This window comes from Enterobacter sp. AN-K1 (assembly GCF_020971765.1).
Lineage (GTDB): Bacteria > Pseudomonadota > Gammaproteobacteria > Enterobacterales > Enterobacteriaceae > Enterobacter > Enterobacter hormaechei_C.
Window position 1 is genome coordinate 1,083,858 of sequence record NZ_CP087390.1, and the last position, 25,463, is coordinate 1,109,320.

Annotated in this window: 29 protein-coding genes; 12 read left to right on the forward strand and 17 right to left on the reverse strand. The window is 51.8% G+C overall.

All coding sequences use genetic code 11. From position 1 onward, the window contains the following. Positions 1 to 77: 77 nt before the first annotated feature. The 4 genes from LOC22_RS05220 to LOC22_RS05235 all read left to right on the forward strand — a co-directional run bounded on the left by LOC22_RS05220 (position 78) and on the right by LOC22_RS05235 (position 5,272). Positions 78 to 1,847, forward strand: coding sequence for a terminase ATPase subunit family protein (locus LOC22_RS05220; RefSeq protein ID WP_045339905.1), 1,770 nt, complete (start codon positions 78 to 80; stop codon positions 1,845 to 1,847). Between the two features lies 1 nt (position 1,848). Next, positions 1,849 to 2,874 (forward strand): phage portal protein, encoded by a 1,026-nt coding sequence (locus LOC22_RS05225; protein WP_047721715.1) that lies wholly within the window; start codon positions 1,849 to 1,851, stop codon positions 2,872 to 2,874. A gap of 389 nt (positions 2,875 to 3,263) precedes the next feature. Beyond that, a complete protein-coding gene (locus LOC22_RS05230) occupies positions 3,264 to 4,343 on the forward strand; it encodes a ParB N-terminal domain-containing protein (protein ID WP_047721712.1) in 1,080 nt (359 codons plus the stop codon). 2 nt (positions 4,344 to 4,345) lie between these two features. Continuing rightward, the gene (locus tag LOC22_RS05235) at positions 4,346 to 5,272 is read left to right on the forward strand and encodes a hypothetical protein (protein ID WP_047721710.1); all 927 of its coding nucleotides are present in this window, start codon (positions 4,346 to 4,348) and stop codon (positions 5,270 to 5,272) included. Between the two features lie 2 nt (positions 5,273 to 5,274). On the opposite strand, the gene LOC22_RS05240 is transcribed toward LOC22_RS05235, so the two are convergent. The 7 genes from LOC22_RS05240 to LOC22_RS05270 form a co-directional block, all read right to left on the reverse strand. After that, positions 5,275 to 6,210 (reverse strand): DNA cytosine methyltransferase, encoded by a 936-nt coding sequence (locus LOC22_RS05240; protein ID WP_047721707.1) that lies wholly within the window; start codon positions 6,208 to 6,210, stop codon positions 5,275 to 5,277. Positions 6,211 to 6,399: 189 nt separating this feature from the next. Further along, entirely contained in the window at positions 6,400 to 8,667 is a 2,268-nt protein-coding gene (locus LOC22_RS05245) for a replication endonuclease (RefSeq protein WP_063940394.1), read from the reverse strand. Further along, a complete protein-coding gene (locus LOC22_RS05250; protein WP_230239408.1) occupies positions 8,657 to 8,932 on the reverse strand; it encodes a DUF5405 family protein in 276 nt (91 codons plus the stop codon). The genes LOC22_RS05245 and LOC22_RS05250 overlap by 11 nt, the downstream gene beginning before the upstream one ends. Before the next feature lie 16 nt (positions 8,933 to 8,948). After that, positions 8,949 to 9,164, reverse strand: a complete 216-nt coding sequence (locus LOC22_RS05255) for a DUF2732 family protein (protein WP_047721967.1) — start codon at positions 9,162 to 9,164, stop codon at positions 8,949 to 8,951. 65 nt (positions 9,165 to 9,229) lie between these two features. Continuing rightward, positions 9,230 to 9,730 (reverse strand): hypothetical protein, encoded by a 501-nt coding sequence (locus LOC22_RS05260; protein WP_023295261.1) that lies wholly within the window; start codon positions 9,728 to 9,730, stop codon positions 9,230 to 9,232. Beyond that, entirely contained in the window at positions 9,721 to 9,900 is a 180-nt protein-coding gene (locus LOC22_RS05265) for a hypothetical protein (RefSeq protein ID WP_047721966.1), read from the reverse strand. Before LOC22_RS05265 ends, LOC22_RS05260 begins: the two co-directional genes overlap by 10 nt. Before the next feature lie 2 nt (positions 9,901 to 9,902). Beyond that, complete coding sequence (locus LOC22_RS05270) at positions 9,903 to 10,175, reverse strand: Cox family DNA-binding protein (protein WP_023295263.1); 273 nt, start codon at positions 10,173 to 10,175, stop codon at positions 9,903 to 9,905. A 159-nt stretch (positions 10,176 to 10,334) separates the two neighbouring features. Here LOC22_RS05270 and LOC22_RS05275 point away from each other — a divergent pair, with 159 nt between their 5' ends. Both LOC22_RS05275 and LOC22_RS05280 read left to right on the forward strand, forming a co-directional pair. Continuing rightward, positions 10,335 to 10,628 (forward strand): helix-turn-helix domain-containing protein, encoded by a 294-nt coding sequence (locus tag LOC22_RS05275; RefSeq protein ID WP_023295264.1) that lies wholly within the window; start codon positions 10,335 to 10,337, stop codon positions 10,626 to 10,628. Between the two features lie 69 nt (positions 10,629 to 10,697). Next, positions 10,698 to 11,678 carry a tyrosine-type recombinase/integrase gene (locus tag LOC22_RS05280; protein ID WP_047721962.1) on the forward strand — a complete coding sequence of 327 codons (981 nt, stop codon included), beginning with the start codon at positions 10,698 to 10,700 and terminating at the stop codon, positions 11,676 to 11,678. 188 nt (positions 11,679 to 11,866) lie between these two features. On the opposite strand, the gene tyrA is transcribed toward LOC22_RS05280, so the two are convergent. Together tyrA and aroF are read right to left on the reverse strand one after the other, a co-directional pair. Then, the gene (gene tyrA / locus LOC22_RS05285; protein ID WP_006811631.1) at positions 11,867 to 12,988 is read right to left on the reverse strand and encodes a bifunctional chorismate mutase/prephenate dehydrogenase; all 1,122 of its coding nucleotides are present in this window, start codon (positions 12,986 to 12,988) and stop codon (positions 11,867 to 11,869) included. A 10-nt stretch (positions 12,989 to 12,998) separates the two neighbouring features. After that, positions 12,999 to 14,069: a 3-deoxy-7-phosphoheptulonate synthase AroF gene (gene aroF / locus LOC22_RS05290; protein WP_230239409.1), complete on the reverse strand. Its 1,071-nt coding sequence runs from the start codon at positions 14,067 to 14,069 to the stop codon at positions 12,999 to 13,001. Positions 14,070 to 14,281: 212 nt separating this feature from the next. Between aroF and LOC22_RS05295 the strand changes: the two genes are divergently transcribed. The 4 genes from LOC22_RS05295 (at position 14,282) to LOC22_RS05310 (ending at position 17,057) form a co-directional block, all read left to right on the forward strand. After that, a complete protein-coding gene (locus LOC22_RS05295; protein WP_058686100.1) occupies positions 14,282 to 14,656 on the forward strand; it encodes a DUF2799 domain-containing protein in 375 nt (124 codons plus the stop codon). 153 nt (positions 14,657 to 14,809) lie between these two features. Beyond that, the gene (locus LOC22_RS05300) at positions 14,810 to 15,346 is read left to right on the forward strand and encodes a YfiR family protein (RefSeq protein ID WP_015571570.1); all 537 of its coding nucleotides are present in this window, start codon (positions 14,810 to 14,812) and stop codon (positions 15,344 to 15,346) included. After that, complete coding sequence (gene dgcN / locus LOC22_RS05305) at positions 15,339 to 16,559, forward strand: diguanylate cyclase DgcN (protein WP_047734687.1); 1,221 nt, start codon at positions 15,339 to 15,341, stop codon at positions 16,557 to 16,559. The genes LOC22_RS05300 and dgcN overlap by 8 nt, the downstream gene beginning before the upstream one ends. A 12-nt stretch (positions 16,560 to 16,571) precedes the next feature. Continuing rightward, positions 16,572 to 17,057 carry an OmpA family protein gene (locus tag LOC22_RS05310; RefSeq protein WP_017382956.1) on the forward strand — a complete coding sequence of 162 codons (486 nt, stop codon included), beginning with the start codon at positions 16,572 to 16,574 and terminating at the stop codon, positions 17,055 to 17,057. Between the two features lie 2 nt (positions 17,058 to 17,059). Here the strand turns inward: LOC22_RS05310 and LOC22_RS05315 are convergent, their stop codons facing one another. From LOC22_RS05315 to ffh, 7 genes are all read right to left on the reverse strand, one after another. Then, positions 17,060 to 18,430: a PepSY-associated TM helix domain-containing protein gene (locus tag LOC22_RS05315; RefSeq protein WP_230239410.1), complete on the reverse strand. Its 1,371-nt coding sequence runs from the start codon at positions 18,428 to 18,430 to the stop codon at positions 17,060 to 17,062. A 38-nt stretch (positions 18,431 to 18,468) separates the two neighbouring features. Continuing rightward, positions 18,469 to 18,873 (reverse strand): DUF2946 domain-containing protein, encoded by a 405-nt coding sequence (locus LOC22_RS05320; protein WP_023304265.1) that lies wholly within the window; start codon positions 18,871 to 18,873, stop codon positions 18,469 to 18,471. A gap of 132 nt (positions 18,874 to 19,005) precedes the next feature. Continuing rightward, the gene (gene rplS / locus LOC22_RS05325) at positions 19,006 to 19,353 is read right to left on the reverse strand and encodes a 50S ribosomal protein L19 (protein WP_002914145.1); all 348 of its coding nucleotides are present in this window, start codon (positions 19,351 to 19,353) and stop codon (positions 19,006 to 19,008) included. A 67-nt stretch (positions 19,354 to 19,420) separates the two neighbouring features. Beyond that, on the reverse strand, positions 19,421 to 20,164 hold the full coding sequence (trmD, locus tag LOC22_RS05330; protein WP_062938601.1) for a tRNA (guanosine(37)-N1)-methyltransferase TrmD: 744 nt from the start codon (positions 20,162 to 20,164) through the stop codon (positions 19,421 to 19,423). A gap of 31 nt (positions 20,165 to 20,195) precedes the next feature. After that, complete coding sequence (gene rimM / locus LOC22_RS05335) at positions 20,196 to 20,735, reverse strand: ribosome maturation factor RimM (protein WP_015571575.1); 540 nt, start codon at positions 20,733 to 20,735, stop codon at positions 20,196 to 20,198. Positions 20,736 to 20,750: 15 nt separating this feature from the next. Beyond that, on the reverse strand, positions 20,751 to 20,999 hold the full coding sequence (gene rpsP / locus LOC22_RS05340; RefSeq protein WP_003863133.1) for a 30S ribosomal protein S16: 249 nt from the start codon (positions 20,997 to 20,999) through the stop codon (positions 20,751 to 20,753). 116 nt (positions 21,000 to 21,115) lie between these two features. After that, on the reverse strand, positions 21,116 to 22,477 hold the full coding sequence (gene ffh / locus LOC22_RS05345; RefSeq protein ID WP_003863132.1) for a signal recognition particle protein: 1,362 nt from the start codon (positions 22,475 to 22,477) through the stop codon (positions 21,116 to 21,118). 166 nt (positions 22,478 to 22,643) lie between these two features. Here ffh and LOC22_RS05350 point away from each other — a divergent pair, with 166 nt between their 5' ends. Together LOC22_RS05350 and LOC22_RS05355 are read left to right on the forward strand one after the other, a co-directional pair. Further along, positions 22,644 to 23,435 (forward strand): inner membrane protein YpjD, encoded by a 792-nt coding sequence (locus LOC22_RS05350; protein WP_014832951.1) that lies wholly within the window; start codon positions 22,644 to 22,646, stop codon positions 23,433 to 23,435. 19 nt (positions 23,436 to 23,454) lie between these two features. After that, positions 23,455 to 24,741 (forward strand): HlyC/CorC family transporter, encoded by a 1,287-nt coding sequence (locus tag LOC22_RS05355; protein ID WP_026094274.1) that lies wholly within the window; start codon positions 23,455 to 23,457, stop codon positions 24,739 to 24,741. A gap of 51 nt (positions 24,742 to 24,792) precedes the next feature. Here LOC22_RS05355 and grpE read toward each other — a convergent pair whose 3' ends face one another. After that, positions 24,793 to 25,386, reverse strand: coding sequence for a nucleotide exchange factor GrpE (gene grpE, locus LOC22_RS05360; protein ID WP_003863126.1), 594 nt, complete (start codon positions 25,384 to 25,386; stop codon positions 24,793 to 24,795). Between the last annotated feature and the right edge of the window lie 77 nt (positions 25,387 to 25,463).

Consider the following 25,463-nt stretch of genomic DNA (forward strand, 5'->3'; position numbering starts at 1 on the left):
CCTGACACAACAGGGGTTTAGCGATTAAGCACGGTCATTTCCTTAGCCTTGCCTCGTAACATCAAAACGAGGTAAGCATGACCATTTCAACTGACCTTTCATTACTCAATGACCCACGACGACAGGCGCGGCTGTTGTACTGGCAGGGGTTCGCCGTGCCGCAAATCTGCGACATGCTGCAACTCAAGCGCCCCACGGTGCAGAGCTGGAAACAGCGTGATGGATGGGAGGAAACCGCGCCGATTAACCGCGTTGAATCGACGTTAGAGGCGCGCCTCATCCAGCTTTATGCCAAGCCCGACCTTACTCCGCACGACTTTAAGGTCGCTGATTTTCTGTCGCGACAGATGGAGCGCCTTGCGCGCGTGAACCGCTACAGCCAGACCGGAAACGAGGTGGATTTAAACCCCAACATTGCCAGCCGCAACAAAGGGGATCGCAAAAAGCCGAAACGTAATTTCTTCAGTGAAGAAGCGATTGAAAAGCTGGAAGAGATTTTCTTTGACCAGTCGTTTGAGTATCAGCTCAGGTGGCATAAAGCCGGGTTAGAGCACCGCATCCGCCACATCCTCAAATCGCGCCAGATTGGCGCAACGTTCTACTTCGCGCGTGAGGCGCTTCTGCGCGCCCTTAAGACCGGGCAAAACCAGATTTTTCTATCCGCCAGTAAAACGCAGGCTTACGTTTTCCGTAAGTACATCATCGCCTTTGCGCGTCTGGTCGACGTCGACCTGTCAGGCGACCCGATTGTCATCGGCAACAACGGCGCAGAGCTGATATTCCTCGGGACCAACTCCAACACCGCGCAGAGTCACAACGGCGACCTGTACGTCGATGAAATTTTCTGGATACCCAATTTCCAGAAGCTGCGAAAAGTCGCCTCCGGTATGGCCTCACAGTCGCACCTGCGCACCACCTATTTTTCGACGCCGTCGACGCTGGCGCACGGCGCGTACCCGTTCTGGTCAGGGGAGCTGTTTAACCGTGGCCGCAGTAACCGCGACGAACGTGTCGACATCGATATCAGTCATCAGGCGCTTGCCGGGGGCATGTTATGCGGGGACGGCCAGTGGCGGCAGATTGTCACCATTGAGGACGCACTCGCCGGGGGCTGTACCCTGTTTAACCTCGACCAGCTCAGACAGGAAAACAGCGCGGATGACTTCCGTAACCTGTTTATGTGCGAGTTCGTCGACGATAAGGCGTCGGTATTCCCGTTCGAGGAGCTCCAGCGTTGCATGGTCGATGCGATGGAAGAATGGGAGGACTTCGAGCCATTCGCCGACCGTCCGTTTAACTGGCGTCCGGTCTGGATTGGCTACGACCCGTCACACACTGGCGACAGCGCAGGCTGTGCGGTGCTGGCTCCGCCGCTGGTTGCCGGTGGTAAGTTCCGCATCCTTGAGCGTCATCAGTGGAAAGGCATGGATTTTGCCGCGCAGGCCGAGGCCATCCGTGCGCTGACCGAGAAATACACCGTCGACTATATCGGCATCGATGCGACCGGCATCGGCCAGGGGGTTTACCAGCTCGTGCGCTCATTCTTCCCGGCAGCGCGCGCCATCCGCTACACGCCGGAAATGAAAACCGCAATGGTACTGAAAGCGAAAGACACCATCCGACGCGGGTGTCTGGAGTATGACGCCGGTGCGACCGACATTACGCAGTCATTCATGGCTATCCGCAAAACCATGACTAGCAGTGGCCGCAGTGCCACCTATGAAGCCAGCCGCAGTGAGGAAGCCAGCCACGCGGATATCGCGTGGGCGACCATGCACGCCCTGTTAAACGAGCCACTTTCCGCCGGTAGCGGTATGCATTCAACCTCGATTCTGGATATTAACTAAGATGAAAAAACGCCAAAAGAAACAGCCAAAACAGACCAACATGACCGCCAGCACACCGCAGAAAATGGAGGCGTTCACCTTTGGCGAGCCGTCACCCGTTCTGGATCGCCGCGATATCCTCGACTATGTCGAGTGCATCAATAACGGCAAATGGTACGAGCCGCCGGTCAACTTCTCCGGGCTGGCGAAAAGCCTGCGCGCCGCCGTGCATCACAGCTCCCCGATTTACGTGAAGCGTAACATCCTGACGAGCACCTATATCCCGCATCCGTTGCTTTCACGGCAGGATTTCAGCCGCCTTGTGCTCGATTATCTGGTTTTTGCTAACGGCTATCTTGAGAAGCGCATGAGCGTGACCGGCCAGCTCATGAAGCTTGAAACCTCCCCGGCCAAATACACCCGCCGGGGTGTCGAGGATGGGGTTTACTGGTACGTGTCGGACTATACTCACCCGCACCAATTCGCCCCCGGCTCAGTCTGTCATCTGCTTGAGCCCGACATCAATCAGGAGCTCTACGGGATGCCGGAATACCTGAGCGCACTTAATTCAGCCTGGCTGAATGAATCTGCCACGCTGTTTCGTCGCAAGTATTACCAGAACGGCGCGCACGCGGGTTACATCATGTACGTCACCGACGCGGCGCAGAGCAGCACCGACGTCGAGGCGCTGCGCTCCGCGATGCGTGACTCGAAAGGACTCGGGAATTTCAAAAACCTGTTTTTCTATGCCCCGAACGGGAAACCGGATGGCATCAAGATTGTGCCACTGAGTGAAGTCGCCACCAAAGATGATTTTTTCAACATCAAAAAGGTGAGCGCCGCCGACCTGCTCGATGCGCACCGCGTACCGTTCCAGCTTATGGGCGGCAAGCCTGAGAATATTGGCTCAATGGGCGATATCGAGAAGGTGGCGCGGGTGTTTGTACGTAACGAGCTGACGCCATTGCAGGAGCGTTTCAGGGAAATCAATGAATGGCTCGGTTTAGAGGTGATCCGCTTTAAGGATTACAACATCGAAACCGAGTAACCCCCCGCCAGAATGCCGCCTCCGGGCGGCATCCTCTCAGAGCCAGCCAGACGCCGTACACGCGGCGCAACCAAGCCAGCACCTCATTAGCCGACCGCACATAACAGCGCGCCACCACGACGCGCACAGGCGCGTAAAATAAACCTGGTCACCACGTCTGGCGCGCAGTGCTATCCCCGCCTCGCCTGCGCGCTTAACGGGTCGCTTTTAATGCAGGTGCATCGGGAGCCCCAAGCCGCGCCAACAACGGCAATGGCGAGCAATAGCTAAGACACCAAACGAATGCAAATTAATGCAGTTCAATGCAAGCTGTTGAGCTTTTAGTGACAATCTTGGTCTTGAAAGCATAAACTGAGGCTATTCGCGATTAAACATGTCAAGGGAATAGTATGTCGCAGCCTAGAAACATAGAATTTATTCAGACGCAATTACTTTCATTCGACCCGAAGAACCCAAGATTTTACCGCTTGAACGACGCAAGTAGTGATGAAGCCGTCGTTGAAGAAATGCTTGATGATGAGAGCGTTCATGATTTGATGCTTTCAATTGGGCAACAAGGTTACTTTCCTGGCGAACCCCTTTTAGTGTTCATGGATGGCACTGACTATGTCGTTGCAGAAGGTAACCGCAGGCTTGCCGCAGTAAAATTGCTGAACGGTGAGCTAAGTGCGCCAGCGCGTAAAAGCAAAAGTGTTGAGGATATTAAAAGCGATACTTCTAACAAACCAATTGAACTTCCCTGCCTGGTATATCAGACCAGAGAGGAAGTGTTACGCTACATCGGTTACCGGCATATAACGGGTGTAAAAGAATGGGATTCCCTTTCTAAGGCTAAGTATCTTAAAGAACTATGTGAAGAGTTCTATAAATCTGTTTCTAAGGATGAGCTCCTTAAAAATCTTGCGAGAGAGATTGGTAGTAAACCTCATTATGTAGGTGCATTGCTTACCGCTTTAATGCTCTATGAAAAAGCACAAGAAAAGGGTTTTTATGGGCTAAAAATGGATGAGAATGATGTAGAGTTTTCCTACATTACTACATCCCTTGGTTATACAAACATTACTGAATGGCTCGGACTTGAGGATAAAAAAGATTTTGATAGCGGCGATATTGATGAAGAAAACTTAAAAAATCTTTTTGCGTGGTGTTTTGTTCGTGACCAACAGGGACGGACTATTATTAGAGAGTCCCGAAGACTAAAAGATATAGCTAAAATTGTCGATAATGACGATGCAGTCAATAACCTGAAAGAAACAGGAGATATTGACCAAGCCTATTTGTATACAAACGGACAACAGGAGGCGTTGGAAGAATCTATGCAGGCTGCTTCTGCGAGACTTCGTGTTGTGTGGAATATGCTTCTGAAGCTTGATTCGTTTAGTGCCGATGACGAAGAGTCCGCCAATCAAATGTTTGAAATGGCCAAGAAAATCCGCTCCCATATTAGAAGCGTGCGAGAGGATGATTAACAATGCTGTTCAATTTGGAATCATTACCCTCAAACGATGAGTTTTTTTGGGCGGATTTTCTTGAGATTCGAGCATTGGTCCACCCAGATAAAAGGTTCAATCGCGGTGAGTTAGATAGTGTTATGCGCAGCCAACCTGAGGGATATACGAGAGAGCAATCTCAGGAGAAATGGCGTTTAGCCATTGATTTTATAATTCAAAGACAAGTCATTTTTGGGAATAGTTATCCTTTTCATGTAAGTGATGATATGGATGAAGTTATTCTTAATGAAACTGATTTGAATGGTTTGAGTTCATTACAGCATATGTATTTATCCTTATTGCTGTGCGCCAACATTAAATATATTCCTAAGCGTAGAAGGGCTGAAGTTACACGTTCTTTTGAAGTGATCAGCTTGCCCATCTTTAGTTCTTTAATGCCCCGAGGCGTTCAAGTAGTCCCCAACTGGGCAGGCGGCGGTGAAGAAGCGAGGTATCGTGGTTCATTGTTTGAGAAATACCAAGCAATAGCAAATGATATTAGATGTACCGCAGTTGGTCTTAGAGAGCGCGATTTCAAACCTGGTGACCACGGTGACGGTGGGTTAGATATTATTGCCTGGCATCCCATGGGTGATGATCGCGATGCCATACCTATTGCATTTGTACAGTGTGGATGCTCTCAAAAAGAATGGGTTGCTAAGCAATTAGAGGCTTCGTATGCAAAACTTGGATCTCGTATCCCCGTTACGCACCCTTGGGCTACTTACTATTTCCTCCCACAAGATTTGAGGTGGATGGATGGTGATTGGGCTTACAAAGCAGATATAGGAAATGCGATTTTTGTAGACCGGCTACGTTTGATTAACCTGGCAAGAGAGAATGAGTTGATAGAAAACTTTCCTCTCCAGCCTTACGTCTCAGAAACCTTTGATATGGCTTATCGATAACGTTACCAGATATCTGGAATAGCCCTTGCTACCGCCTCAAACAAAGGAGGCGGTACAGCATTTCCAATCACTGTATACTTCATATTCATTGATGCTCGTTCTGTTTCCGGGAACAAAATGTCTCCAAATCCTTGCAGACGAGCCGCTTCACGGAAACTAAAACGCCTGGCTCGTTCGTCACTTACGAAACGCCATGCATCAGGCCCAACTTTTTCTAACTCTGGACTTACTGGATGGAGAGGCATGTGCCTAGGGTTAGCGACAATCGTCTTAGATATCTGGTCCCATCCTTGACGACGATTTCGTGACATATAATACCAATGAAAATCAGTATCATAGAATTCACCAGTCGGCCATTCAGGCAGATCACCAATTGCATCCTTGATAGTGGTATATGGCTTCAAACCTTCGCCGAAAGATGCTTGTGGGAACGTATACTCTGTCCCAAAACTCTCGTGTATACCAACAATAAAAATACGCTTACGATTCTGTGCAACACCAAAATGTGAAGCATTCAAAATCTGTGACTTCACTTTATAACCAGCCTCAGCAAAGACTTTAAACTGATCTTTTAATAAATGTTCAAAGTTGCTCCTTACCATCCCGGATACATTTTCTACAATGAACGCCTTTGGCTTTATCGCTCTCAGTGCTCGTGCAAACTCCAGATAAAGAGTGTTAATCTTCCGGTCTGCTTTACGAACCCCCCCTTGGCTAAAGCCTTGACATGGGTAGCAACCTACCAGGAGATCGGCAGTTGGAAAAGTAGTTATGCCACCGACATCGCCTAATACGTAGTCAGTCTCTGGATGGTTCGCGAGATAGACATCACGCGCGTAAGGCAAGATGTCATTAGCCATAAGTACGTTAAAACCGGCGTTTAACACGCCCGCATCTGAACCACCACATCCTGAAAACAGCGAAACAACAGTTGGCATTGACCCCTCCTAAAACCGACCGCGTATTATAGCGAAAGCTCTCGATTAGAGAAGCTGGTTTTTGTATACCTGCTATCCTCGCATTTTTTTATGCAACTGGCCATATGCTTTTATTAGCATCCGAACGCCTTAATCATCTTCAAATCAGCAGGATAACCGCTCGGAATTTTAGCCATTTTGTTGCAGTGATTATGCCTGCCAATCATCATTTGTCATGTATTTGAACTTTTTATCACCATAAATCACTGTAGCCCCACGGGCGAGCACGTCGAGCTCCCACCGTTCTGGGGTAATTCCTTCCTGAGCTAAATCGAACCGAATTTTTGCCATGCGAGCTCTTTCTGCCTTAGTCATCCTGGCTGATGGCGCTTGCTCGCTGGTTTTGAGGGGCGCACTGCTTCTTTGCTGCCGATGTTTGCGCGGTGCAGCAGCTTTTAATGCACCGTTAAGCACCTTCACGACGTCCGGCTCATTCCAGCCGATTACCCCGCGCTCAATCAGATTTAACACCGCTGCGGCTTGCTCAGACGGTGTGGGAGTCATAACTGGATCGTCACCGCCGGTGAGCTTTCCACAGTTATTGACAGGACTCCGAGGCGCGGCGAAGCCGCTTTTTAAGGTCAAAGGCTCAACGGCCAAAACCTTTGGAACGATGCGCCATTCGGCTGTACGGGTTACACGGACACGGTGAGCCCCGAGGTGAGGGGCATAAATACCGACCACCCTCTCGATATCTTCCTCGTATTCGTTGACCTCATCCGTCACCTTACGGGCGACCCTGACGGCCTGAGCATCACGCTTAATGTTTGCTCCTCCCTGCGCGATGATATACAGGTCAAATTCACCTTCATCAGCAGCAGCCCGGACAGCCTCGACACGGTCGTCAAACTCACTGGCGATACTCACGCCGCGCGGCAGCTTGCGCAGTTCGCGGTAAGCGCCCATCGTCGGGAGGCCAATTGGTTTAAACTGTGGGATGCGCCATGTAGACGCCCATGCGGTGACGGCGGCGGCTGTATCTTTCAGAGGCTTGCCGGTGTCGTGGTCGAGCTGGCCGTCGAGTGCGTAACCGTCGATATTTTTGGCAATGTATTTAGCGATATAACCCGCCGCGCCGCCCTGATTAAGATGACGTGACTCAAAGCGCTGTTTTGCCGCGCCCTTTTCATGACCGTCCTCTTTGAGGGCATAACGACGCATAATTTCGTTAATGGCTTTACGCTGACCGGGTTTGCAAAACAGCATCATGTGCCAGTGCGGCGTGCCGTCGTGGTGCGGTTCGACAACGCGCATCCCGTAAACCTCTAAATCGTTATCTTTGAACGCGGTGCGCATCAGGCTCCAGATTCGGCACAGATAGCGCTGACCGTCTTTTGGCGTGAATGCGCTTTCGTTCCAGCCGTGATTGAGCTGCACTGTTTTGCTGTCGCCTTTCCCGACCTGTCGGGTCGGGTGGTATTTTGATGGTGTGGTTAGTGTGATAAACATCCCCACGTCACCCACGCTGGCCGCGTAGCGCTCAATCCCGGCGATAGTATTCATCAACTCCATTCGACGGATTTCAGGGTTAGAAATACTCCCCATGACTTTGCTAATGAGGTCGATACGCTCGCCGGTGACTTTGTTTTCGAGCTCGCAGGATTTCAGGTATTCGAGATTAGCCAGGCGGCGCGCGTGAACATCGCGGATTGCCATTTTGCTTGCGTAGGGGGAACGGTCTTTATTGACCTCACCGGCAGCAATGAGCAGCGCCTCGCGCCAGCGCATACGTTGCGCCTTGAGCTGGTTAACCCACCACTCATCCTTAATCAGACGTGAAATAGCGGAAAATGCCATGCGGATCGTCATCTGACCCTTACGGTATTTTTTCCAGTACATCGGTGTGAGGTTGAAAGCGCGCGCAACACCGGCAACTTTCCCGTATAAATGCGCCTGCGCCTCATCGGTGAAAAGAGTCTCTCTGCCGCCGTGCGCTTGCGCCCATGCATCGCTTAATTCTTCGTATCTGCTCCAGAGTTGAGCGGCGATTCTGGCCGCAAATTTCCTGAGCTCTTTGTCGTTCATATCCGGCAGGCGTGCATATTCATCACGCGCAGATAAAAAACCTATCGAGGCGGATTCATTCATCCCGCACAGCTCATTAACACGCTCAAGACGCGGCAGCAGCTTGCGCTCAAACGTGTTTTTGAGGAAATACAGCGCACCCAAAGGGCTCTTTGTGCGGCGGATGAAGTTATAACGCGAGGTAAACAGCGTTTGCAGGAAAAACGGCAGACGGTCAATCCGGTTTAAAACACCTTGCACCTGACGGAGTTCGGCACGTGTAAGGGGTCTGTCGCGGCCAATGGCCTCGCGAGATTTGTTCCACGGATAAGCACCGACGAAAGTCTCACCGGTGCTTTTCGGTAGTGGCGGGGGTGGCGAGGGGGCAACGCGCCCCCGGGTCTCAACGGCCATTAGTGGTGAATGCTTCGAGACATTTTTGACCTAACTGCTCGATCTGCTTCTCTAATTCAGAAAACTGATGAGCTTCGCCGGTTAAAATGTTGTGCAGCACTAAAGCGGAAACGAGCTTGCCAATTGTTGGATAAAAACCAACAGTATCGAGCCACTCTTTACCGGCATTCTTTCCAGACTTAGCGATTTTCTTTTCCTGCAAAATAAACTGGAACTGGTCGCTGGTAATTACGAACTTATTATCGATAACAATATTAATACTCATACAGCTCCTTAATAACTTAACGCCGATTTAATATAGAGCTGTGAAGCTTTTCGGACTCCTGCCCCAACAGCTCAATGATTTCCGTGCGGTTCATTTCTGACTTGCAAATGTGAGCTATCAGAGAATCGAGCGCAGACGCAAAACGCGTCGCGGTGACTATCTGAGCCTCAAAAGCGGCCTGCGCTAACAACTCTTTCATGTTGCTGCGAGGAACTGATATTTGTTTTTCCATTTACCCGGCTCCAGACAAAAAGATGTCCCACGCATTCAAGCGCGTAAAAAATCTCCTTTATTTAATTAATGCAAATATTGCTCGGGCTTAACCGAGGTCAAAATAGTTGGGGCATATTCAAAGAGGCTGAATAACTCACGTAGAGCACGGAATAATTTCTCACGCCAATAACATGACTCCTCATTAACTCGCCAGTAAGGCTGATTAAATTCCTTTTCAGTTAATCCTGCGTGAAGGAATAAAGTGCGGCGCTGGCTTACTGTCAGATAACTTATATACGCCGACTCACTGGCTCCGACCTGACGCCGTTTAGAAAACGCACCGCGTAGCTCGTCAATCGCGCAGGCAAGACGCTCACGGTCTACATCGTTCATTTCTTCAAAACGCATGGTCGCGTGACGCTGTTTAAGCTGAGCATGAAAACAGACCGTCAGGCGGTCGCGTTCCATCATCTGATTGTAAAAATCGCAAGAGTCCTGCCAGCGAGCTTCTGCAAGATGTTTGCCGATGACAACGCGCAGTGCAGCAGGTTGTTTTTGTACCAAATCAAGAGTCATCACAGCCATTTTGACACCTCTCTGATTTTCATAATGTGCTTAACAACAGCGGCCAGAATGCCAGACTTACGGGTACGGATAATGATGCCTTTACGTCCCCGGCCGTGGGTGATGGTGAAGTTAATCGGGGTCGGGCTCTCGTTACGGAGTAACTGAGCTATGCAGCGTGGCTCATTCATAGTCATAGCCCCATCCACAACAACCATGCATCACGTTGTTCTGCCGGGCGGTTATAAAACGCCTCACGCACGCCGCGATTGAACTCAGGAATGAAAACAAGCTTGTCACCGGCACGCGCTTTTGGTTTTGCCGGGTCGCGAAACTCAATGACCGGCAGTTTGTTTTTTTCAATCATCGCTACTACTGCGGTGCGAGGTTTTCCCAGCAATTCCGCGAATTTATCAGGGTGAACTGCGTCAAGCGGATACTGGATAACGTAGTCGTTTGCTTCCATAACACACTCCTTTCTCATGTGGTTACATGCTAACCTTGCAAGATCCAGCCCCTTTAAAACGGCTCAGGATGACTCCTGACGGGGTTGGTTTGCCCTATAAGTCACAAATTCGTGACCTTGTTGGCGGTGAATATAGTCACTAATTTAGGAACATGTCAAATGAATCTTGCAGAGAAACTACGTGCGATACGGAAAGCTGAGGGACTAACACAAATGAAATTCAGCGAAATTAGCGGCATAGCGCAAGGAACAATCAAGAACTATGAAAGCGGTCAAAGTGATCCCGGCTTACAGATCGTCTTAAGGATTACGAACTCTCCTCGTTTTGAGAAATATGCTCTTTGGCTTATGACAGATAAAACCGCGCCGCAAGCTGGTCAGATCGCACCGGCTTTCGCGCACAATGGGCAAGATGCAACAAAATCAGACCACTCCGAGAAGAAGATTGGTTAACTCTTTATAAGCATTACATTTTCACTATTTGTTACCAAGATAGTTACAACCCCACCGGAGGGCTTTCTTATGTCTATTAAGAAGCTCGATGATGGGCGATATGAAGTGGACATTAGACCGCGCGGGCGCGAAGGACGTCGCATTCGCCGGAAGTTTGAAAGGAAAGCCGAAGCACTGGCTTTTGAGCGCTACACTCTGGCGAACGCACAGACCAAAGAATGGGCGGGGAAGCGAGCGGATCGTAGAACGCTTTCAGAATTGCTGGACGTATGGTGGAAGTATTACGGACAGAACCATGAGCGCGGAACGAAGGAGTTTAATCATTTGCTTAAAACCATTGGTGATATGGGAGACATACCAGTTACAAGGTTAAGCAAAAGAATACTTATGGATTACCGTTCAAAGCGACTTAGTGAGGGAGTCAGCGCATCGACGATAAACCGTGACATGTACCGCTTATCAGGCATGTTCACGAAACTGATTCAACTTGAAGAGTTTGCTGGGGTGCACCCCGTTCATGGTTTGCCACCATTAGCAGAGGCTAACCCTGAAATGACTTTCCTTAACAAAGTAGAAATTGCGCTGCTGCTTAAGTCATTTACAGGTGATGATCTGCTGGTTGCCCTGCTGGGGATTAGTACCGGCGGGCGGTGGTCAGAGCTGGCAACACTCAAACCGGCACAGATAGTAAACGGACGCGTGACATTCCTGAAAACCAAAAACGGAAAAAAGCGCACTGTACCGATTTCTTCTGAGCTTGAATCGCTCATAAAGAAGAATGCCAGCGGGAATCTGTTCAACGTCGATTACGTGAGTTTTTGCAAGGTACTGAAAATGGTTAAACCCGATATTCCTGCAAATCAGGCAACGCATATTTTGCGTCATACCTTCGCAAGTCATTTCATGATGAACGGGGGTAACATCATTGCATTACAGCAAATACTGGGTCATGCAAACATCCAGCAGACGATGACTTATGCGCATTTGTCACCGGAGTACCTGCAAAATGCCGTTGCATTGAATCCGCTTTCAGGAGGGATATCGCTGTAGATTCTGCTCCCCCCGGAGTGTCCACATTGCGTCCACACTTCGGGGTATTCGAAACGGTTCCAGATGGTTACAGCTTTTTTTAACTTATTGTTTTTATTAACGTATGAATGTAAGTGGTTGATAAACCACATCCACCCAATATATGGTAAAAGCCAGCAATGCTGGCTTTCAGTATATACATCATCGCATTACTGGCGACTGTCATTTGCCTGGCGCAACAGCGTGCGGCTTTCACTCTGGAATCGCGTGGCGTAATCACCGAACCAGTGCTCCACTTTACGGAAACTGTCGATAAAGGCTTGTTTATCGCCGTGTTCCAGCAAGGTGATCGCTTCGCCAAAACGCTGATAATAGCGCTTGATCAGCGCCAGATTATTTTCAGACGACATGATGATGTCGGCGTAAAGCTGCGGATCCTGGGCAAACAGTCGCCCGACCATCGCCAGCTCCAGACGATAGATTGGCGAGGAAAGCGCCAGCAATTGTTCAAGCTGAACGTTCTCTTCCGCCAGGTGCAGCCCATAGGCGAAGGTTGCAAAGTGGCGCAGCGCCTGAATAAACGCCATGTTCTGGTCATGCTCTACCGCGCTAATGCGGTGCAAACGTGCTCCCCAGACCTGGATCTGTTCCAGGAACCACTGGTAGGCTTCCGGCTGCCGTCCGTCACAGTAAACCACTACCTGCTTCGCCAGGCTTCCGCTGTCCGGGCCAAACATCGGGTGTAACCCAAGCACGGGGCCAGTGTGCGCCGCCAGCATTGCCTGTAGCGGACCATTTTTAACGGAGGCCAGGTCCACCAGTATGCAATCTTCCGGCAGCGGAGGAAGTTTCGCGATTATTTGCTCCGTCACATGGATCGGCACGCTGACGATAACCATTCCGGCGTCTTTCATCAGCTCCGGCGCGTGCGACCAGTCCTCTTTCTCCAGAATACGCACCTGATAGCCAGAAAGCGTCAGCATTTTCTCAAACAGACGCCCCATCTGCCCGCCACCACCGACGATAACCACCGGGCGCAGCGACGGACAGAGGGTTTTGAAGCCCTTGTCGTTTTCGCTGGAATAGGACTCCCGCATCACGCGACGCAGGACGTCCTCAATCAAATCAGGTGATACGCCCAGGGCCTGCGCCTCTTTACGGCGGGAGGCGAGCATAGAGGCCTCGCGCTCCGGAACGTAAATCGGCAGTCCGTATTTACTTTTAACCTCGCCGACCTCAGCAACCAGTGCCATGCGGCGCGCCAGAAGATCCAGCAACGCCTTATCCACTTCATCAATTTGATCGCGTAATGCGGTCAATTCAGCAACCATAACTACCCTCTTATGCCAGACGCGTCGCCAGCTGGCCGTTCAAATCTTTGTGGATCTCACGCAGCAGCGCATCGGTGGTTTCCCAGCTAATGCAGGCATCGGTGACCGAGACGCCGGGCTTCATCGCGCTACGCGGCTGTTCCGATGACTGATTGCCTTCATGAATATTACTTTCAATCATCAGGCCGATAATTGAACGGTTGCCATCTTTAATCTGAGCAATCACAGATTCTGCAACCGCAGGCTGGCGACGGTAATCTTTATTCGAATTACCATGACTGCAATCTACCATCAGCGCCGGACGCAGTCCCGCCTGTTCCATCTCTTTTTCACACTGCGCGACATCCGCCGGGCTGTAGTTTGGCGCTTTACCACCGCGCAGGATCACATGCCCGTCCGGGTTGCCCTGCGTTTGCAGCAGGCATACCTGGCCCGCCTGGTTGATCCCGACAAAACGATGGGGCATGGCGGCGGCGCGCATGGCGTTAATCGCCGTGGCCAGGCTGCCGTCGGTACCGTTTTTAAAACCAACCGTCATAGACAGGCCAGACGCCATCTCGCGGTGGGTTTGTGACTCGGTGGTGCGCGCCCCAATCGCAGACCAGCTAAACAGATCGCCGAGGTACTGCGGGCTGTTCGGATCCAGCGCCTCGGTTGCCAGCGGCAGCCCCATGCTGACCAGCTCTACCAGCAGGCGACGCGCAATCTTCAGGCCGGCTTCCACATCAAACGAGCCATCCATGTGCGGATCGTTGATCAACCCTTTCCAGCCAACGGTCGTACGTGGCTTCTCAAAATAGACGCGCATCACCAGATAGAGGCTATCGCTGACCTCCTCCGCTAATGCTTTAAATCGACGAGCGTACTCAATGGCGGTTTCAGGATCGTGAATAGAGCAAGGACCACATACCACCAGCAGACGCGGATCGCGGCCAGCGATAATGTCAGAAATGGTCTGGCGCGAGTGCTCAATCTGAGCTTCCTGCGCGACGCTCAGCGGGAATTCCGCCTTCAGTTGATCCGGGGTGATTAACACCTGTTCGTCAGTGATATGTACGTTGTTCAGCGCGTCTTTTTGCATGATTGCGATCCTGTCAAACTCGTTTGCGATAGTGGTTTTCCTCGAAGAGGTGACACAACGATATCACATTAAGTAAAGATTTCAATCCAAAATACGTACACATTACTTTACATCAACCCTTTAATTGCAAAAGTCATGGCCTAAAATCGTAAAGTTAAAATTACACACGCACGCCTGTAAGTCAGGCTATGCTCACAAAAAGGAGAATAGCCATGCGTTCAATTATTTTTATGTTGTTGTCGCTGATTTTGTCGGGTTGCCAGATCAATCCTTATACTTTTCAGCCTGACTGGACCAGCCCGGACTGGTTCACGGCCGGTAAAGAAGACGCTATGAATGGTGTTCCGGTTAAAGATAACCAGGCTCTGGCCGATAGTTTTAATGACCCTCAGGTTGATCGAGCGGAATATCTTCGTGGCTACGCTAACGGACAGAAAAAAATATGCGAAGAGGGCTTTATTCACGCCTGGGGATTAGCGGGCAAATCATTTCCTGCCAGCTGCGATGCAACTGAAAATGCAGTAAAACTGCATGAATCCTGGCAACAAGGATTGGATGAAAGTATGCGTTCCAGCAGGCTTAATTGAGCCTGCCTTAATTCCTCTGAATATAGCTCACTGTAAGATTTAGCTTAGGTCAAAACAGGGATATTTCTGACATAATGACGACTTTGATAAACAATGGTATTCTGCCGACAATTCTTAAGGACATCTATTTCCGGGGCGGTTTGGCGGATTCTGATGAGAAATGCAATCTTGATCGCTTTGCTCCGACTCCCCCTGGTGCTAATACTGTTCATTTTAGTAGCCCCTGCAACGGCAGGCTCGTTCACGGAAACGGATAAATCAGTACGTTCGATTGTTTCTGGCATTGTGAGCTACACCCGATGGCCAGCACTGTCCGGCCAGCCTAAGCTCTGTATTTATGCCTCTTCCCATTACAGACAGGCGCTCAGCAGTGAAGATGAACACAACCCGTTGCCCTATAGTCCTGTCATTGTGCATAGCGATCGGGAAGCACTCGCAGCAAGGTGTGATGCCCTCTATTTCGGGAGCGAGTCGCCGGCAAAACAACAGGAAATAATAAATCAATATCAGGGCCAGGCGTTGCTATTAATGTCAGAACAAAATCCTGAATGCGTTATTGGCAGCGCATTTTGTCTGATAATAGAGCACAACCTCGTCAGGTTTTCCGTAAATCTGGATGCGCTGGCGCGCAGTGGCGTAAGAGTCAATCCGGATGTATTAATGCTCGCACGGAATAAGAAGCATGAATAAGGAAGTCGCACCAACACCGCGTCCGACGTTTAAAAGAACGTTGCGACGAATCAGCATGATAAGCGTCATTATAACGATGACGTTTATATGGTTGCTGCTGTGTTTCGCTTCCGTGGTGACATTAAAGCAATACGCGCAAAAAAACCTCGAACTTACCGGCGCCACCATGAGCCACAGCCTTGAAGCCTCTCTGGTGTTCAACGATGCCGTGGCGGCAAATGAAACGCTGGCGACCCTCGGCAAGCAGGGGCAGTTCGCCGTGGCGGAAGTGCTTAACGCACATCATAAACGGTTTGCCTGGTGGTCATGGAACCCGGCGGATAATACCGACACGCTGGGCGCGCTGGTCAACCGGTGGTTGTTCCCTGTTCCTGTCGCACAGCCCATCATACATAATGGCAATGTGATTGGCGAAATTCGTCTGACCGCGCGAGACAGCCTGATTAGCCACTTTATCTGGCTCTCATTTGCGGTCCTCACCGGCTGCATTCTTTTTGCCTCTGCCGTCGCATTGACCATCACCCGCTCGCTACATCATGGCATGGTTGCTGAAATGCAAAACATCACTGACGTTGTGCATGACGTTCGCACTAACCGCAACTTCTCTCGCCGGGTAACGGAAGGCCGCATTGAAGAGTTCCACCAGTTTGGTGAAGACTTCAACAGCCTGCTGGATGAAATGGAAGAGTGGCAGCTCAAGCTACAGGCGAAAAACGCTCAACTGTTGCGTACCGCCATGCACGATCCGCTCACGGGGCTTGCAAACCGCGCCGCGTTTCGCAACAACATTGCGGCATTAATGAACGACGCTTCAGCAAAAACCAATTCTGCCCTGCTCTTCCTGGACGGTGATAACTTCAAGGTTATCAATGACACCTGGGGTCATGCCGCGGGTGACTGCGTACTGATCGAAGCCGCCAAAAGGATGGTCGAGTTTGGCGAAAAACGTCATCAGTCTTACCGTCTTGGCGGCGATGAATTTGCCATGATCCTTTACGGCGTCCACACCGCACGTGAGGTCGAATTTATTTGCGCTGCGCTGTCGCAGCAATTTATCCGTCCGTTTGATCTGCATAACGGGCACACAGCATCAATGTCCCTCAGCATTGGCTTTGCTCTGGCGTGGGAAAATGCCTCCGTTGAAGCATTACTGGAGCAAGCCGATCGCAATATGTATCTGGTCAAAAACCAGCGTTCGAAAACAATATCCTGAAAGGAAGACGATATGTTAAAGCGATACTTTGCGCCGTTAATACTGGCATCACTGGTAATGTCCGGATGCCAGTCATCCCCTGAAGGGAAATTCACGCCAGAGCAAATTGCGGCCATGAAATCCTACGGCTTTAACGAACTGAATGGCGACTGGTCTCTGGGCCTGTCGGATAAGATCCTGTTTGATAAAAATGACGCCAGGCTGCGCCCGGAAAGTGAAACGCAGATCCAGACTATGGCCTCACGCCTGGCGGCAACCGGTCTGAACCACGCCAGGATGGATGGCCATACGGATAACTATGGCGAAGAGAGCTACAACGAAGCGCTTTCGTTAAAACGTGCCAATGTTGTGGCGGATGCCTGGGCGAAGGGCGCGAACATCCCGCGCAGCAATCTCACTACGCGGGGCTTAGGCAAAAAATACCCTGTCAGCAGCAACCGCACTGCGCAGGGGCGCGCTGAAAATCGCCGGGTTGCGGTAGTCATCAGCACGCCTTAAGGCTATTTAACGGATGTTCCGGCGAGCGACACGCCTGAAACCGCTCGCCAGCGCAGCCAGTCAATCACAATAAAGACCGCCAGACTGACGCCCATTACCGGCAACGCCAGCCCCAGCAGGAGGCTTATCAGGAACGACACTCCCCTTCCCCACAGCGGCAATGCCAGCCAGCTTTGGCAGAGCGTCTGTACCGGGTTCGCGGCTGACGTTGCAGGGCGACGCATCCACCACATCCGGTATCCCCAGATAATCAACACACACAGCGCAACGCCAAACGCGATGAGCAGCAGCTGATTTGCCAGACCAAACAGGATCCCCATATGGAAATCCACGCCCCAGCGGGTGAGTTTAGCCATCAGCGGGAAATCCCCGAAGCGAGTGCTGTCCAGTACCTTCAGTGAGTGGGGATCCACGGCAACGGCATCAACCTGCGTTGGCCAGCGGCGATCCATTTCCGTCACCGTCCAGGCCTGGTCGGCCCTGCTTGCCGGACGGATCTCAACGTTGTTCGCATCAATCCCTGACTGGCGGGCGACCTGCAATACGTTGTCAAAAAGCGACAGTTTGACTGGCATTTCAGGCATCGTCATTCCCCCGTGATGACCACGATGTTCGGCGTGTTCATCCCTCATTTCCGGCGCACCGGAAAGGGTGGTGTTTACCTGCGGCGTCAGCCAGTTCATCTCTGCACGCAGCTTATCGACGTTGCCACCGGCCCATTGTGACCAGGTTAACCCGGTGACTGAGAACAGCAGCATTCCCGCCAGTAACGTCCAGCCTAAGATCACATGCAGGCGGCGACGATTCTGGAAACGATTGTTAATACGGCGCTTAGGTCGGGTGTAGAACCACAGCGCGATCCCGCCCAGGGCAGCAACCCACATCCACGAGGCGGCTAACTCGCTATAGAGGCGCCCGATGTCGCCCAGCATCAGCGAGGTATGCAGATAATCGATAGTCTGACGCAGCGGTAAAATCCCGCTGGTGCCGTACACGGTCATATCCCCTCGAATCTCAAGGCTGGTGGGATCAATAAAAATAGCCCGATGCTCGGAGGGACCCAGCGCCGGGTCGGCAAACATCACGCGGGTCGTTTCGCCCTCTTCCAGCCCCGGACGTACAGCATGTAAACGCAGCGCTGAACCCACGGCCTTTTCCGCCACGGCAATTTGTTCAGCAAGAGGCTGCGCCTCACCCACGGCATCCGTGTGGAGTGCATGATGGTACAGCGCCTTTTCAAGCTGCGGCGTGGCGACATACAGCGTTCCGGTCAGCGCTGCGAAGAAGATGAACGGACCGACAAACAGCCCGATATAGAAATGGAGGCGACGCAGCAGGTTTCCCCATGCCGCGCGCGGAGTGCAGGTAGTCATACTTTTCCTTTTTAAGGCAAAAAGTGAGTGATTTTGTTTTAAAGGGAGAAGGCAGACCGACGCGGCGGCGCGCGGGTATCGGGGTAAAGCCAGGGGAAAAAGTGCCAGTGGCTGACCGCCTGACGAGGCGGTTTCACGCGCAGCCGCTGCAACACCACGCTGAGCAGAACGATAAGCGCCAGCATCACGCCCGGCACATGCGCTAACAGCACGCAGTAGCCGCATGCTTCCGCATGGTCAACTGGCATAGAATGCGGCATATCACCATGATGCTCGTCCATCGACATCATGCTCATGTCATGGTGCATACCCGGCATGGCGCTCATGGGATCTTTTTGCAGCGAGACGGAGATCAGCGGCGCCACGACGATCAGCAGGATCGCAAACAGCGCGGTCAATGCCGCTGCGCGTTTCCAGTTACGCTGATGCAGTACGTTATCCACTTACCCTCCACCCAAGAGGCGAACATTGTAAATGATTTATGACGGAAGGGTTAACGCGAGAGGTGCGATGGGATAAAAAAAGGGCCAGCCTTTCGGCCAGCCCTTTCTAACAGGATGTCGCTTAAGCGAATCTTAGTTCAGACGCTCTTTAATACGAGCAGACTTACCAGTACGCTCACGCAGGTAGTACAGTTTAGCTTTACGTACAGCACCACGACGTTTAACAGCAATGCTGTCAACTACCGGAGAGTGAGTCTGGAAGACACGCTCAACGCCTTCGCCGTTGGAAATTTTACGAACAGTGAATGCAGAGTGCAGACCGCGGTTACGAATAGCGATAACCACGCCCTCGAATGCCTGCAGACGTTTTTTGGAACCTTCAACAACCCATACTTTCACTTCCACGGTGTCACCTGGACGGAAGGAAGGTACGTCCTGCTTCATCTGCTCTTGTTCAAGTTGCTTAATAATGTTGCTCATAATTTAATCTCTTATCCTGGGTAAACTGATATTCGGGTGCGTATTACGCATTCCCATCATGTTCATGCTACTGGTGCGCGTGTTCAGTTTTGAACTCGGCCAGCAACTTTGCTTGCTCTTCAGTCAGAGCCAGGTTTTCCAGAAGTTCAGGTCTTCTAAGCCAGGTTCGGCCCAGCGACTGCTTCAAACGCCAGCGACGTATCTCGGCATGGTTTCCAGACAGTAATACTGCCGGGACTTCCATCCCTTCTAACACTTCAGGACGAGTATAGTGTGGACAGTCCAGCAATCCATCGGCAAACGAATCTTCCGTTGCCGAAGCTTCATGGCCCAGTACACCCGGAATGAACCGGGCAACGGAGTCAATCAGCGTCATTGCTGGTAACTCACCACCGCTGAGAACGTAATCGCCGATAGACCATTCTTCGTCAATCTCGGTTTGAATTACACGCTCATCTATCCCTTCGTAGCGACCACAGACCAGAATCAGCTTTTGATTCGTCGCCAGTTCGCTCACGCCCGCTTGATCAAGCTTGCGTCCCTGAGGTGAAAGATAAATCACCTTCGCGCCTTCACCTGCCGCGGCTTTTGCTGTGTGAATGGCGTCCCGTAAGGGTTGCACCATCATCAACATCCCCGGTCCGCCGCCGTAAGGACGATCGTCCACGGTACGGTGCCGGTCGTGCGTGAAGTCACGAGGACTCCAGCTCTGGATGCTCAGCAGGCCATTCTTTACTGCCCGGCCAGTTACCCCGTAATCGGTAATCGCGCGGAACATTTCAGGAAACAGGCTAATTATGCCAATCCACATAGCGCCGTCTTTTACCGTTTATCCGGAGAATTTAAAAACCAGGATCCCAATCTACTTCAATGGTTTGAGTAGTGAGATCGACTTTCTTGATAACCTGTCCATCGAGGAACGGAACCAACCGCTCCTTGATGCCAAATGCATCTTTCAGGTTTGCCTTAATGACGAGAACGTCATTTGACCCGGTTTCCATCATGTCGATGACTTTCCCCAGGCTGTAGCCTTCAGTGGTCACTACCTGGCAACCCATAAGGTCTTTCCAGTAGTAGTCACCCTCTTCCAGCTGTGGCAACTGCGACGAATCCACGACAATTTCACAATTAGTCAGCGCATTCGCGGCATCACGATCGTCAATGCCTTTCAGCTTGATGATGATGTCCTGATTGTGGTGACGCCAGCTTTCCAGCTCGACCTCTTCCCACTTACCGGCTTTCTGGATAAACCAGGGCTGGTAATTAAAAATGCTATCAGCGTCTTCAGTGGAGGAAAACACTCTGAGCCAACCACGGATACCGTAGCAAGAACCCATTTTTCCCAATACGATCGGTTCAACAGGTGCTTTATTGCTCATCATGACCACCGTGACAGATTAAGCTGCTTTGTTTGCTGCTTTGATCAGCGTAGCAACGCGATCGGAAACAGTAGCGCCCTGGCCAACCCAGTGAGCGATACGATCCAGATCCAGACGGGTTTCTTCTTCTGCGCCAGCGGCCAGTGGGTTGAAGAAACCAACGCGCTCGATGAAGCGACCGTTGCGTGCATTACGGCTGTCAGTCACAACAACCTGGTAGAACGGACGCTTTTTAGCGCCGTGACGAGCTAAACGAATAGTTACCATAACATCCTCTTGTGTGAATAAAACAACCGGGCCCCATCGAGGAACGGAGCCCGGGTGTCATATTAAAAGCCCGAAAATTTTACTCATTTTCGGGCAAAAAGCAATCTCAAAAGCGATTAACGCCCAGGAAAACCGGGAGGCATCATGCCTTTCATGCCGCGCATCATCTTCGCCATGCCGCCTTTCTTCATTTTCTTCATCATGCGCTGCATGTCGTCGAACTGTTTCAGAAGGCGGTTAACGTCCTGCACCTGCATGCCGCAACCGGCTGCGATACGGCGTTTACGGGAACCTTTGATGATTTCTGGCTTCGCGCGCTCTTTCAGCGTCATCGAGTTGATGATGGCCTCCATACGCACCAGCACTTTGTCATCCATCTGGGATTTGACGTTGTCCGGGATCTGGCCCATGCCTGGCAGTTTGCCCATCAGGCTTGCCATGCCGCCCATGTTTTTCATCTGACGCAGTTGCTCAAGGAAGTCGGTCAGATCGAAACCGTCGCCCTTTTTCAGCTTGCTGGCGAGTTTTTCCGCCTGCGCGCGGTCAACCTTGCTTTCAATATCTTCGATCAGCGACAGCACGTCGCCCATGCCGAGGATACGGGAGGCAATACGATCCGGATGGAACGGCTCCAGCGCTTCGGTTTTCTCGCCCACGCCGAGGAACTTGATTGGCTTACCGGTGATATGACGAATAGAGAGCGCCGCACCGCCGCGGGCATCGCCGTCGACTTTGGTCAGCACCACGCCGGTTAACGGCAGGGCTTCGTTAAACGCTTTTGCGGTGTTCGCCGCATCCTGACCGGTCATGGCGTCAACAACAAACAGGGTCTCTACCGGATTGATAGAGGCATGCACCTGCTTGATTTCGTCCATCATCGCTTCGTCAACGTGCAGACGACCGGCGGTATCCACCAGCAGCACGTCGTAGAATTTCAGCTTCGCCTCTTTCAGCGCCGCGTTAACGATATCGACAGGCTTCTGCGCCACGTCGGACGGGAAGAAGTCTACGCCAACCTGCTCGGCCAGCGTTTCCAGCTGTTTGATCGCCGCTGGGCGATACACGTCCGCCGACACCACCAGCACCTTTTTCTTGTGCTTTTCGCGCAGGAATTTCCCCAGCTTACCAACGCTGGTGGTTTTACCCGCACCTTGCAGACCCGCCATCAGTACGACGGCCGGCGGCTGAGCCGCCAGGTTAAGCACCTGGTTCTCTTCACCCATCGCCGAAACCAGTTCGTTACGGACGATTTTGACGAACTCCTGACCCGGAGTCAGGCTCTTGTTCACTTCATGGCCAACCGCTTTCTCTTTCACGCGGTTGATAAAATCTCGTACGACCGGCAACGCGACGTCTGCTTCCAGCAGCGCCATGCGCACTTCGCGCAGCGTTTCCTTGATGTTCTCTTCGGTGAGGCGTCCACGGCCGCTGATGTTGCGCAGCGTGCGCGACAAACGATCGGTTAAATTATCAAACATTGTCTCTCGCCTGGGGTAGAAACGTTAGGTCGCCTGGGCGACACATACACAGAATTTTGCCGGAGTATAACATGAAGGCGCCTTTGTTGTTATGCAACGGTTGGAGCAGGCGTCACGTAACGTTATACTGCTTCTCTTTCTTATTAAGACAACTGTCGACGCCTATATGCCTGTTTTCGCACTGATCGCCCTTGTTGCCTACTCTGTCAGCCTCGCGCTGATCATTCCTGGCCTGCTGCAAAAAAACAGCGGCTGGCGGCGCATGGCTATTCTTTCGGCAGTGATCGCACTGATTAGCCACGCGTTTGCGCTGGAATCACGCATCATTCCCGGCGACGGCAGCGTGCAAAATCTGAGCGTACTGAACGTCGGCTCGCTGGTCAGCCTGATGATCTGTACGGTCATGACCATTGTCGCGTCTAAAAACCGTGGCTGGCTGCTGCTGCCGATAGTCTACGCCTTTGCGCTGATCAACCTGGCGTTAGCCACGTTCATGCCCAATGAGTTTATTACTCACCTGGAAGCCACGCCGGGGATGCTGGTGCATATTGGCCTGTCGCTGTTCTCCTACGCGACGCTGATCATCGCCGCCCTTTACGCCATGCAACTCGCCTGGATTGACTACCAGCTGAAAAATAAAAAGCTGGCGTTTAACCACGAAATGCCGCCGCTGATGGTGATTGAGCGTAAGATGTTCCACATCACCCAGGTCGGTGTGGTTCTGCTGACGCTGACGCTGTGCACGGGCTTGTTTTATATGAAGAACCTGTTCAGCGTGGAGAATATCGATAAAGCGGTCCTCTCCATCATCGCGTGGTTTGTCTATATTGTCCTGTTATGGGGCCATTATCATGAAGGCTGGCGCGGTCGTCGCGTGGTCTGGTTCAACGTAGCGGGTGCGGGCATTCTCACGCTTGCCTATTTTGGTAGCCGCTTCATACAGCAATTTGCTGGCTAAGTAACAAAAGGAGTTCCCCCTGGAACACATCTCTACCACCACGCTGATCGTCATTCTGGTCATCATGGTGGTCATCTCCGCTTATTTCTCTGGCTCTGAAACCGGCATGATGACGCTGAACCGCTACCGGTTACGTCATCGCGCCAAGCAGGGTAACCGTGCCGCGCGTCGTGTCGAAAAGCTTCTGCGTAAGCCGGACCGGCTGATTAGCCTGGTGCTTATCGGTAACAACCTGGTCAATATTCTCGCCTCTGCACTGGGCACCATCGTCGGGATGCGTCTGTACGGCAACGCAGGCGTGGCGATTGCCACAGGTGTGCTCACGTTTGTGGTGCTGGTGTTTGCGGAAGTGCTGCCCAAAACCATCGCCGCCCTTTACCCGGAAAAAGTCGCCTACCCGAGCAGCTTCCTGTTAGCACCGCTGCTTATTCTGATGATGCCGCTGGTCTGGCTGCTGAATATGGTGACACGGGTGCTGATGCGCATGGTCGGTATAAAGGCAGACGTCACCATCAGTAGCGCGCTCAGCAAAGACGAACTGCGTACCATCGTGAATGAATCCCGCTCGCAGATCTCCCGCCGCAATCAGGACATGCTCCTGTCGGTGCTGGATCTGGAAAAGGTCAGCGTTGACGACATCATGGTGCCGCGCAATGAAATCGTCGGGATTGATATCAACGACGACTGGAAGGCCATTGTCCGCCAGCTGACGCACTCCCCGCACGGGCGTATCGTCCTCTATCGCGATTCCCTCGACGATGCCATCAGCATGCTGCGCGTGCGCGAGGCCTATCGTCTGATGACTGAGAAAAACGAGTTCACCAAAGAGGTGATGCTGCGCGCCGCCGACGAAATTTACTACGTGCCGGAAGGCACCCCACTCAGCACGCAACTGGTGAAGTTCCAGCGAAACAAGAAGAAAGTCGGCCTGGTGGTGGATGAATACGGCGACATACAGGGGCTGGTGACGGTCGAAGATATTCTGGAAGAGATTGTCGGGGACTTTACCACGTCAATGTCGCCTTCCCTTGCGGAAGAAGTCACCCCGCAAAACGACGGGTCAGTGCTTATCGACGGCAGCGCCAACATTCGTGAAATCAATAAAGCGTTCAACTGGCATTTGCCGGAAGACGAAGCGCGGACGATGAACGGTATGATCCTGGAAGCGCTGGAAGAGATCCCGGCGGCAGGCACGCGCGTGCGCATTGAACAGTATGATATTGATATTCTGGACGTTCAGGACAACATGATTAAGCAGGTGAAGGTCCTGCCCGTTAAACCTTTACGAGAAAGTATCGCCGAATAAAATGTAGGCCGGGTAAGGCGAACGCCGCCACCCGGCACTACAGGCAGCACGTTATGCTTTCGCTTTCGCCACGGTCACCATCGCAGCGCGAATAGTACGACCGTTCAGGGTATACCCTTTCTGCATCACGCCCAGCACGTTACCCGCGGCAACGTCTTCGGATTCCACCATCGCAATGGCCTGGTGAACGTTTGGATCCAGCGGTACATCCGTATCGGCAATCACTTCAACACCGAACTTACGCACCACATCCAGCATGGATTTCAGCGTCAGCTCAATGCCTTCAATCATCGCCGCGTTATCCGGGTTAGCTTTATCCGCCACTTCCAGCGCGCGATCCAGGCTGTCGATCACCGGAAGCAGTTCGTTGACGAATTTCTCCAGCGCAAATTTGTGCGCCTTTTCAACGTCCAGCTCGGTACGACGGCGCAGGTTTTCCATTTCCGCTTTGATACGCAGTACGCCATCGCGTTCGCGATTCTGCGCTTCTACCAACTGAGCTTCCAGGTTGGCAATTTTTTCATCGCGCGGGTCCACCTGCTCAGCAGACGTGTCTGGCTCTACTGCCTCAACTTCATCGTGCTGTTCCGTGATAATTTCTTCAGGGGCTTGCCCCTCAGGCGTTTTCTGTTCTTTACTACTCATGAATTTCTCCGCGTTTTTCTGCATTCATCTCGCTAACTTCGCTTATTATGGGGATCAGTTTCCTGGATTCAAGGGAA

Bases quoted from the DNA above. Each gene is read 5' to 3' on its own strand.
- LOC22_RS05220 (WP_045339905.1), top strand. From the start codon at position 78: ATGACCATTTCAACTGACCTTTCATTACTCAATGACCCACGACGACAG.
- LOC22_RS05225 (WP_047721715.1), top strand. From the start codon at position 1,849: ATGAAAAAACGCCAAAAGAAACAGCCAAAACAGACCAACATGACCGCC.
- LOC22_RS05230 (WP_047721712.1), top strand. From the start codon at position 3,264: ATGTCGCAGCCTAGAAACATAGAATTTATTCAGACGCAATTACTTTCA.
- LOC22_RS05235 (WP_047721710.1), top strand. From the start codon at position 4,346: ATGCTGTTCAATTTGGAATCATTACCCTCAAACGATGAGTTTTTTTGG.
- LOC22_RS05240 (WP_047721707.1), bottom strand. From the start codon at position 6,210: ATGCCAACTGTTGTTTCGCTGTTTTCAGGATGTGGTGGTTCAGATGCG.
- LOC22_RS05245 (WP_063940394.1), bottom strand. From the start codon at position 8,667: ATGGCCGTTGAGACCCGGGGGCGCGTTGCCCCCTCGCCACCCCCGCCA.
- LOC22_RS05250 (WP_230239408.1), bottom strand. From the start codon at position 8,932: ATGAGTATTAATATTGTTATCGATAATAAGTTCGTAATTACCAGCGAC.
- LOC22_RS05255 (WP_047721967.1), bottom strand. From the start codon at position 9,164: ATGGAAAAACAAATATCAGTTCCTCGCAGCAACATGAAAGAGTTGTTA.
- LOC22_RS05260 (WP_023295261.1), bottom strand. From the start codon at position 9,730: ATGGCTGTGATGACTCTTGATTTGGTACAAAAACAACCTGCTGCACTG.
- LOC22_RS05265 (WP_047721966.1), bottom strand. From the start codon at position 9,900: ATGAATGAGCCACGCTGCATAGCTCAGTTACTCCGTAACGAGAGCCCG.
- LOC22_RS05270 (WP_023295263.1), bottom strand. From the start codon at position 10,175: ATGGAAGCAAACGACTACGTTATCCAGTATCCGCTTGACGCAGTTCAC.
- LOC22_RS05275 (WP_023295264.1), top strand. From the start codon at position 10,335: ATGAATCTTGCAGAGAAACTACGTGCGATACGGAAAGCTGAGGGACTA.
- LOC22_RS05280 (WP_047721962.1), top strand. From the start codon at position 10,698: ATGTCTATTAAGAAGCTCGATGATGGGCGATATGAAGTGGACATTAGA.
- tyrA (WP_006811631.1), bottom strand. From the start codon at position 12,988: ATGGTTGCTGAATTGACCGCATTACGCGATCAAATTGATGAAGTGGAT.
- aroF (WP_230239409.1), bottom strand. From the start codon at position 14,069: ATGCAAAAAGACGCGCTGAACAACGTACATATCACTGACGAACAGGTG.
- LOC22_RS05295 (WP_058686100.1), top strand. From the start codon at position 14,282: ATGCGTTCAATTATTTTTATGTTGTTGTCGCTGATTTTGTCGGGTTGC.
- LOC22_RS05300 (WP_015571570.1), top strand. From the start codon at position 14,810: ATGAGAAATGCAATCTTGATCGCTTTGCTCCGACTCCCCCTGGTGCTA.
- dgcN (WP_047734687.1), top strand. From the start codon at position 15,339: ATGAATAAGGAAGTCGCACCAACACCGCGTCCGACGTTTAAAAGAACG.
- LOC22_RS05310 (WP_017382956.1), top strand. From the start codon at position 16,572: ATGTTAAAGCGATACTTTGCGCCGTTAATACTGGCATCACTGGTAATG.
- LOC22_RS05315 (WP_230239410.1), bottom strand. From the start codon at position 18,430: ATGACTACCTGCACTCCGCGCGCGGCATGGGGAAACCTGCTGCGTCGC.
- rplS (WP_002914145.1), bottom strand. From the start codon at position 19,353: ATGAGCAACATTATTAAGCAACTTGAACAAGAGCAGATGAAGCAGGAC.
- trmD (WP_062938601.1), bottom strand. From the start codon at position 20,164: ATGTGGATTGGCATAATTAGCCTGTTTCCTGAAATGTTCCGCGCGATT.
- rimM (WP_015571575.1), bottom strand. From the start codon at position 20,735: ATGATGAGCAATAAAGCACCTGTTGAACCGATCGTATTGGGAAAAATG.
- rpsP (WP_003863133.1), bottom strand. From the start codon at position 20,999: ATGGTAACTATTCGTTTAGCTCGTCACGGCGCTAAAAAGCGTCCGTTC.
- ffh (WP_003863132.1), bottom strand. From the start codon at position 22,477: ATGTTTGATAATTTAACCGATCGTTTGTCGCGCACGCTGCGCAACATC.
- LOC22_RS05350 (WP_014832951.1), top strand. From the start codon at position 22,644: ATGCCTGTTTTCGCACTGATCGCCCTTGTTGCCTACTCTGTCAGCCTC.
- grpE (WP_003863126.1), bottom strand. From the start codon at position 25,386: ATGAGTAGTAAAGAACAGAAAACGCCTGAGGGGCAAGCCCCTGAAGAA.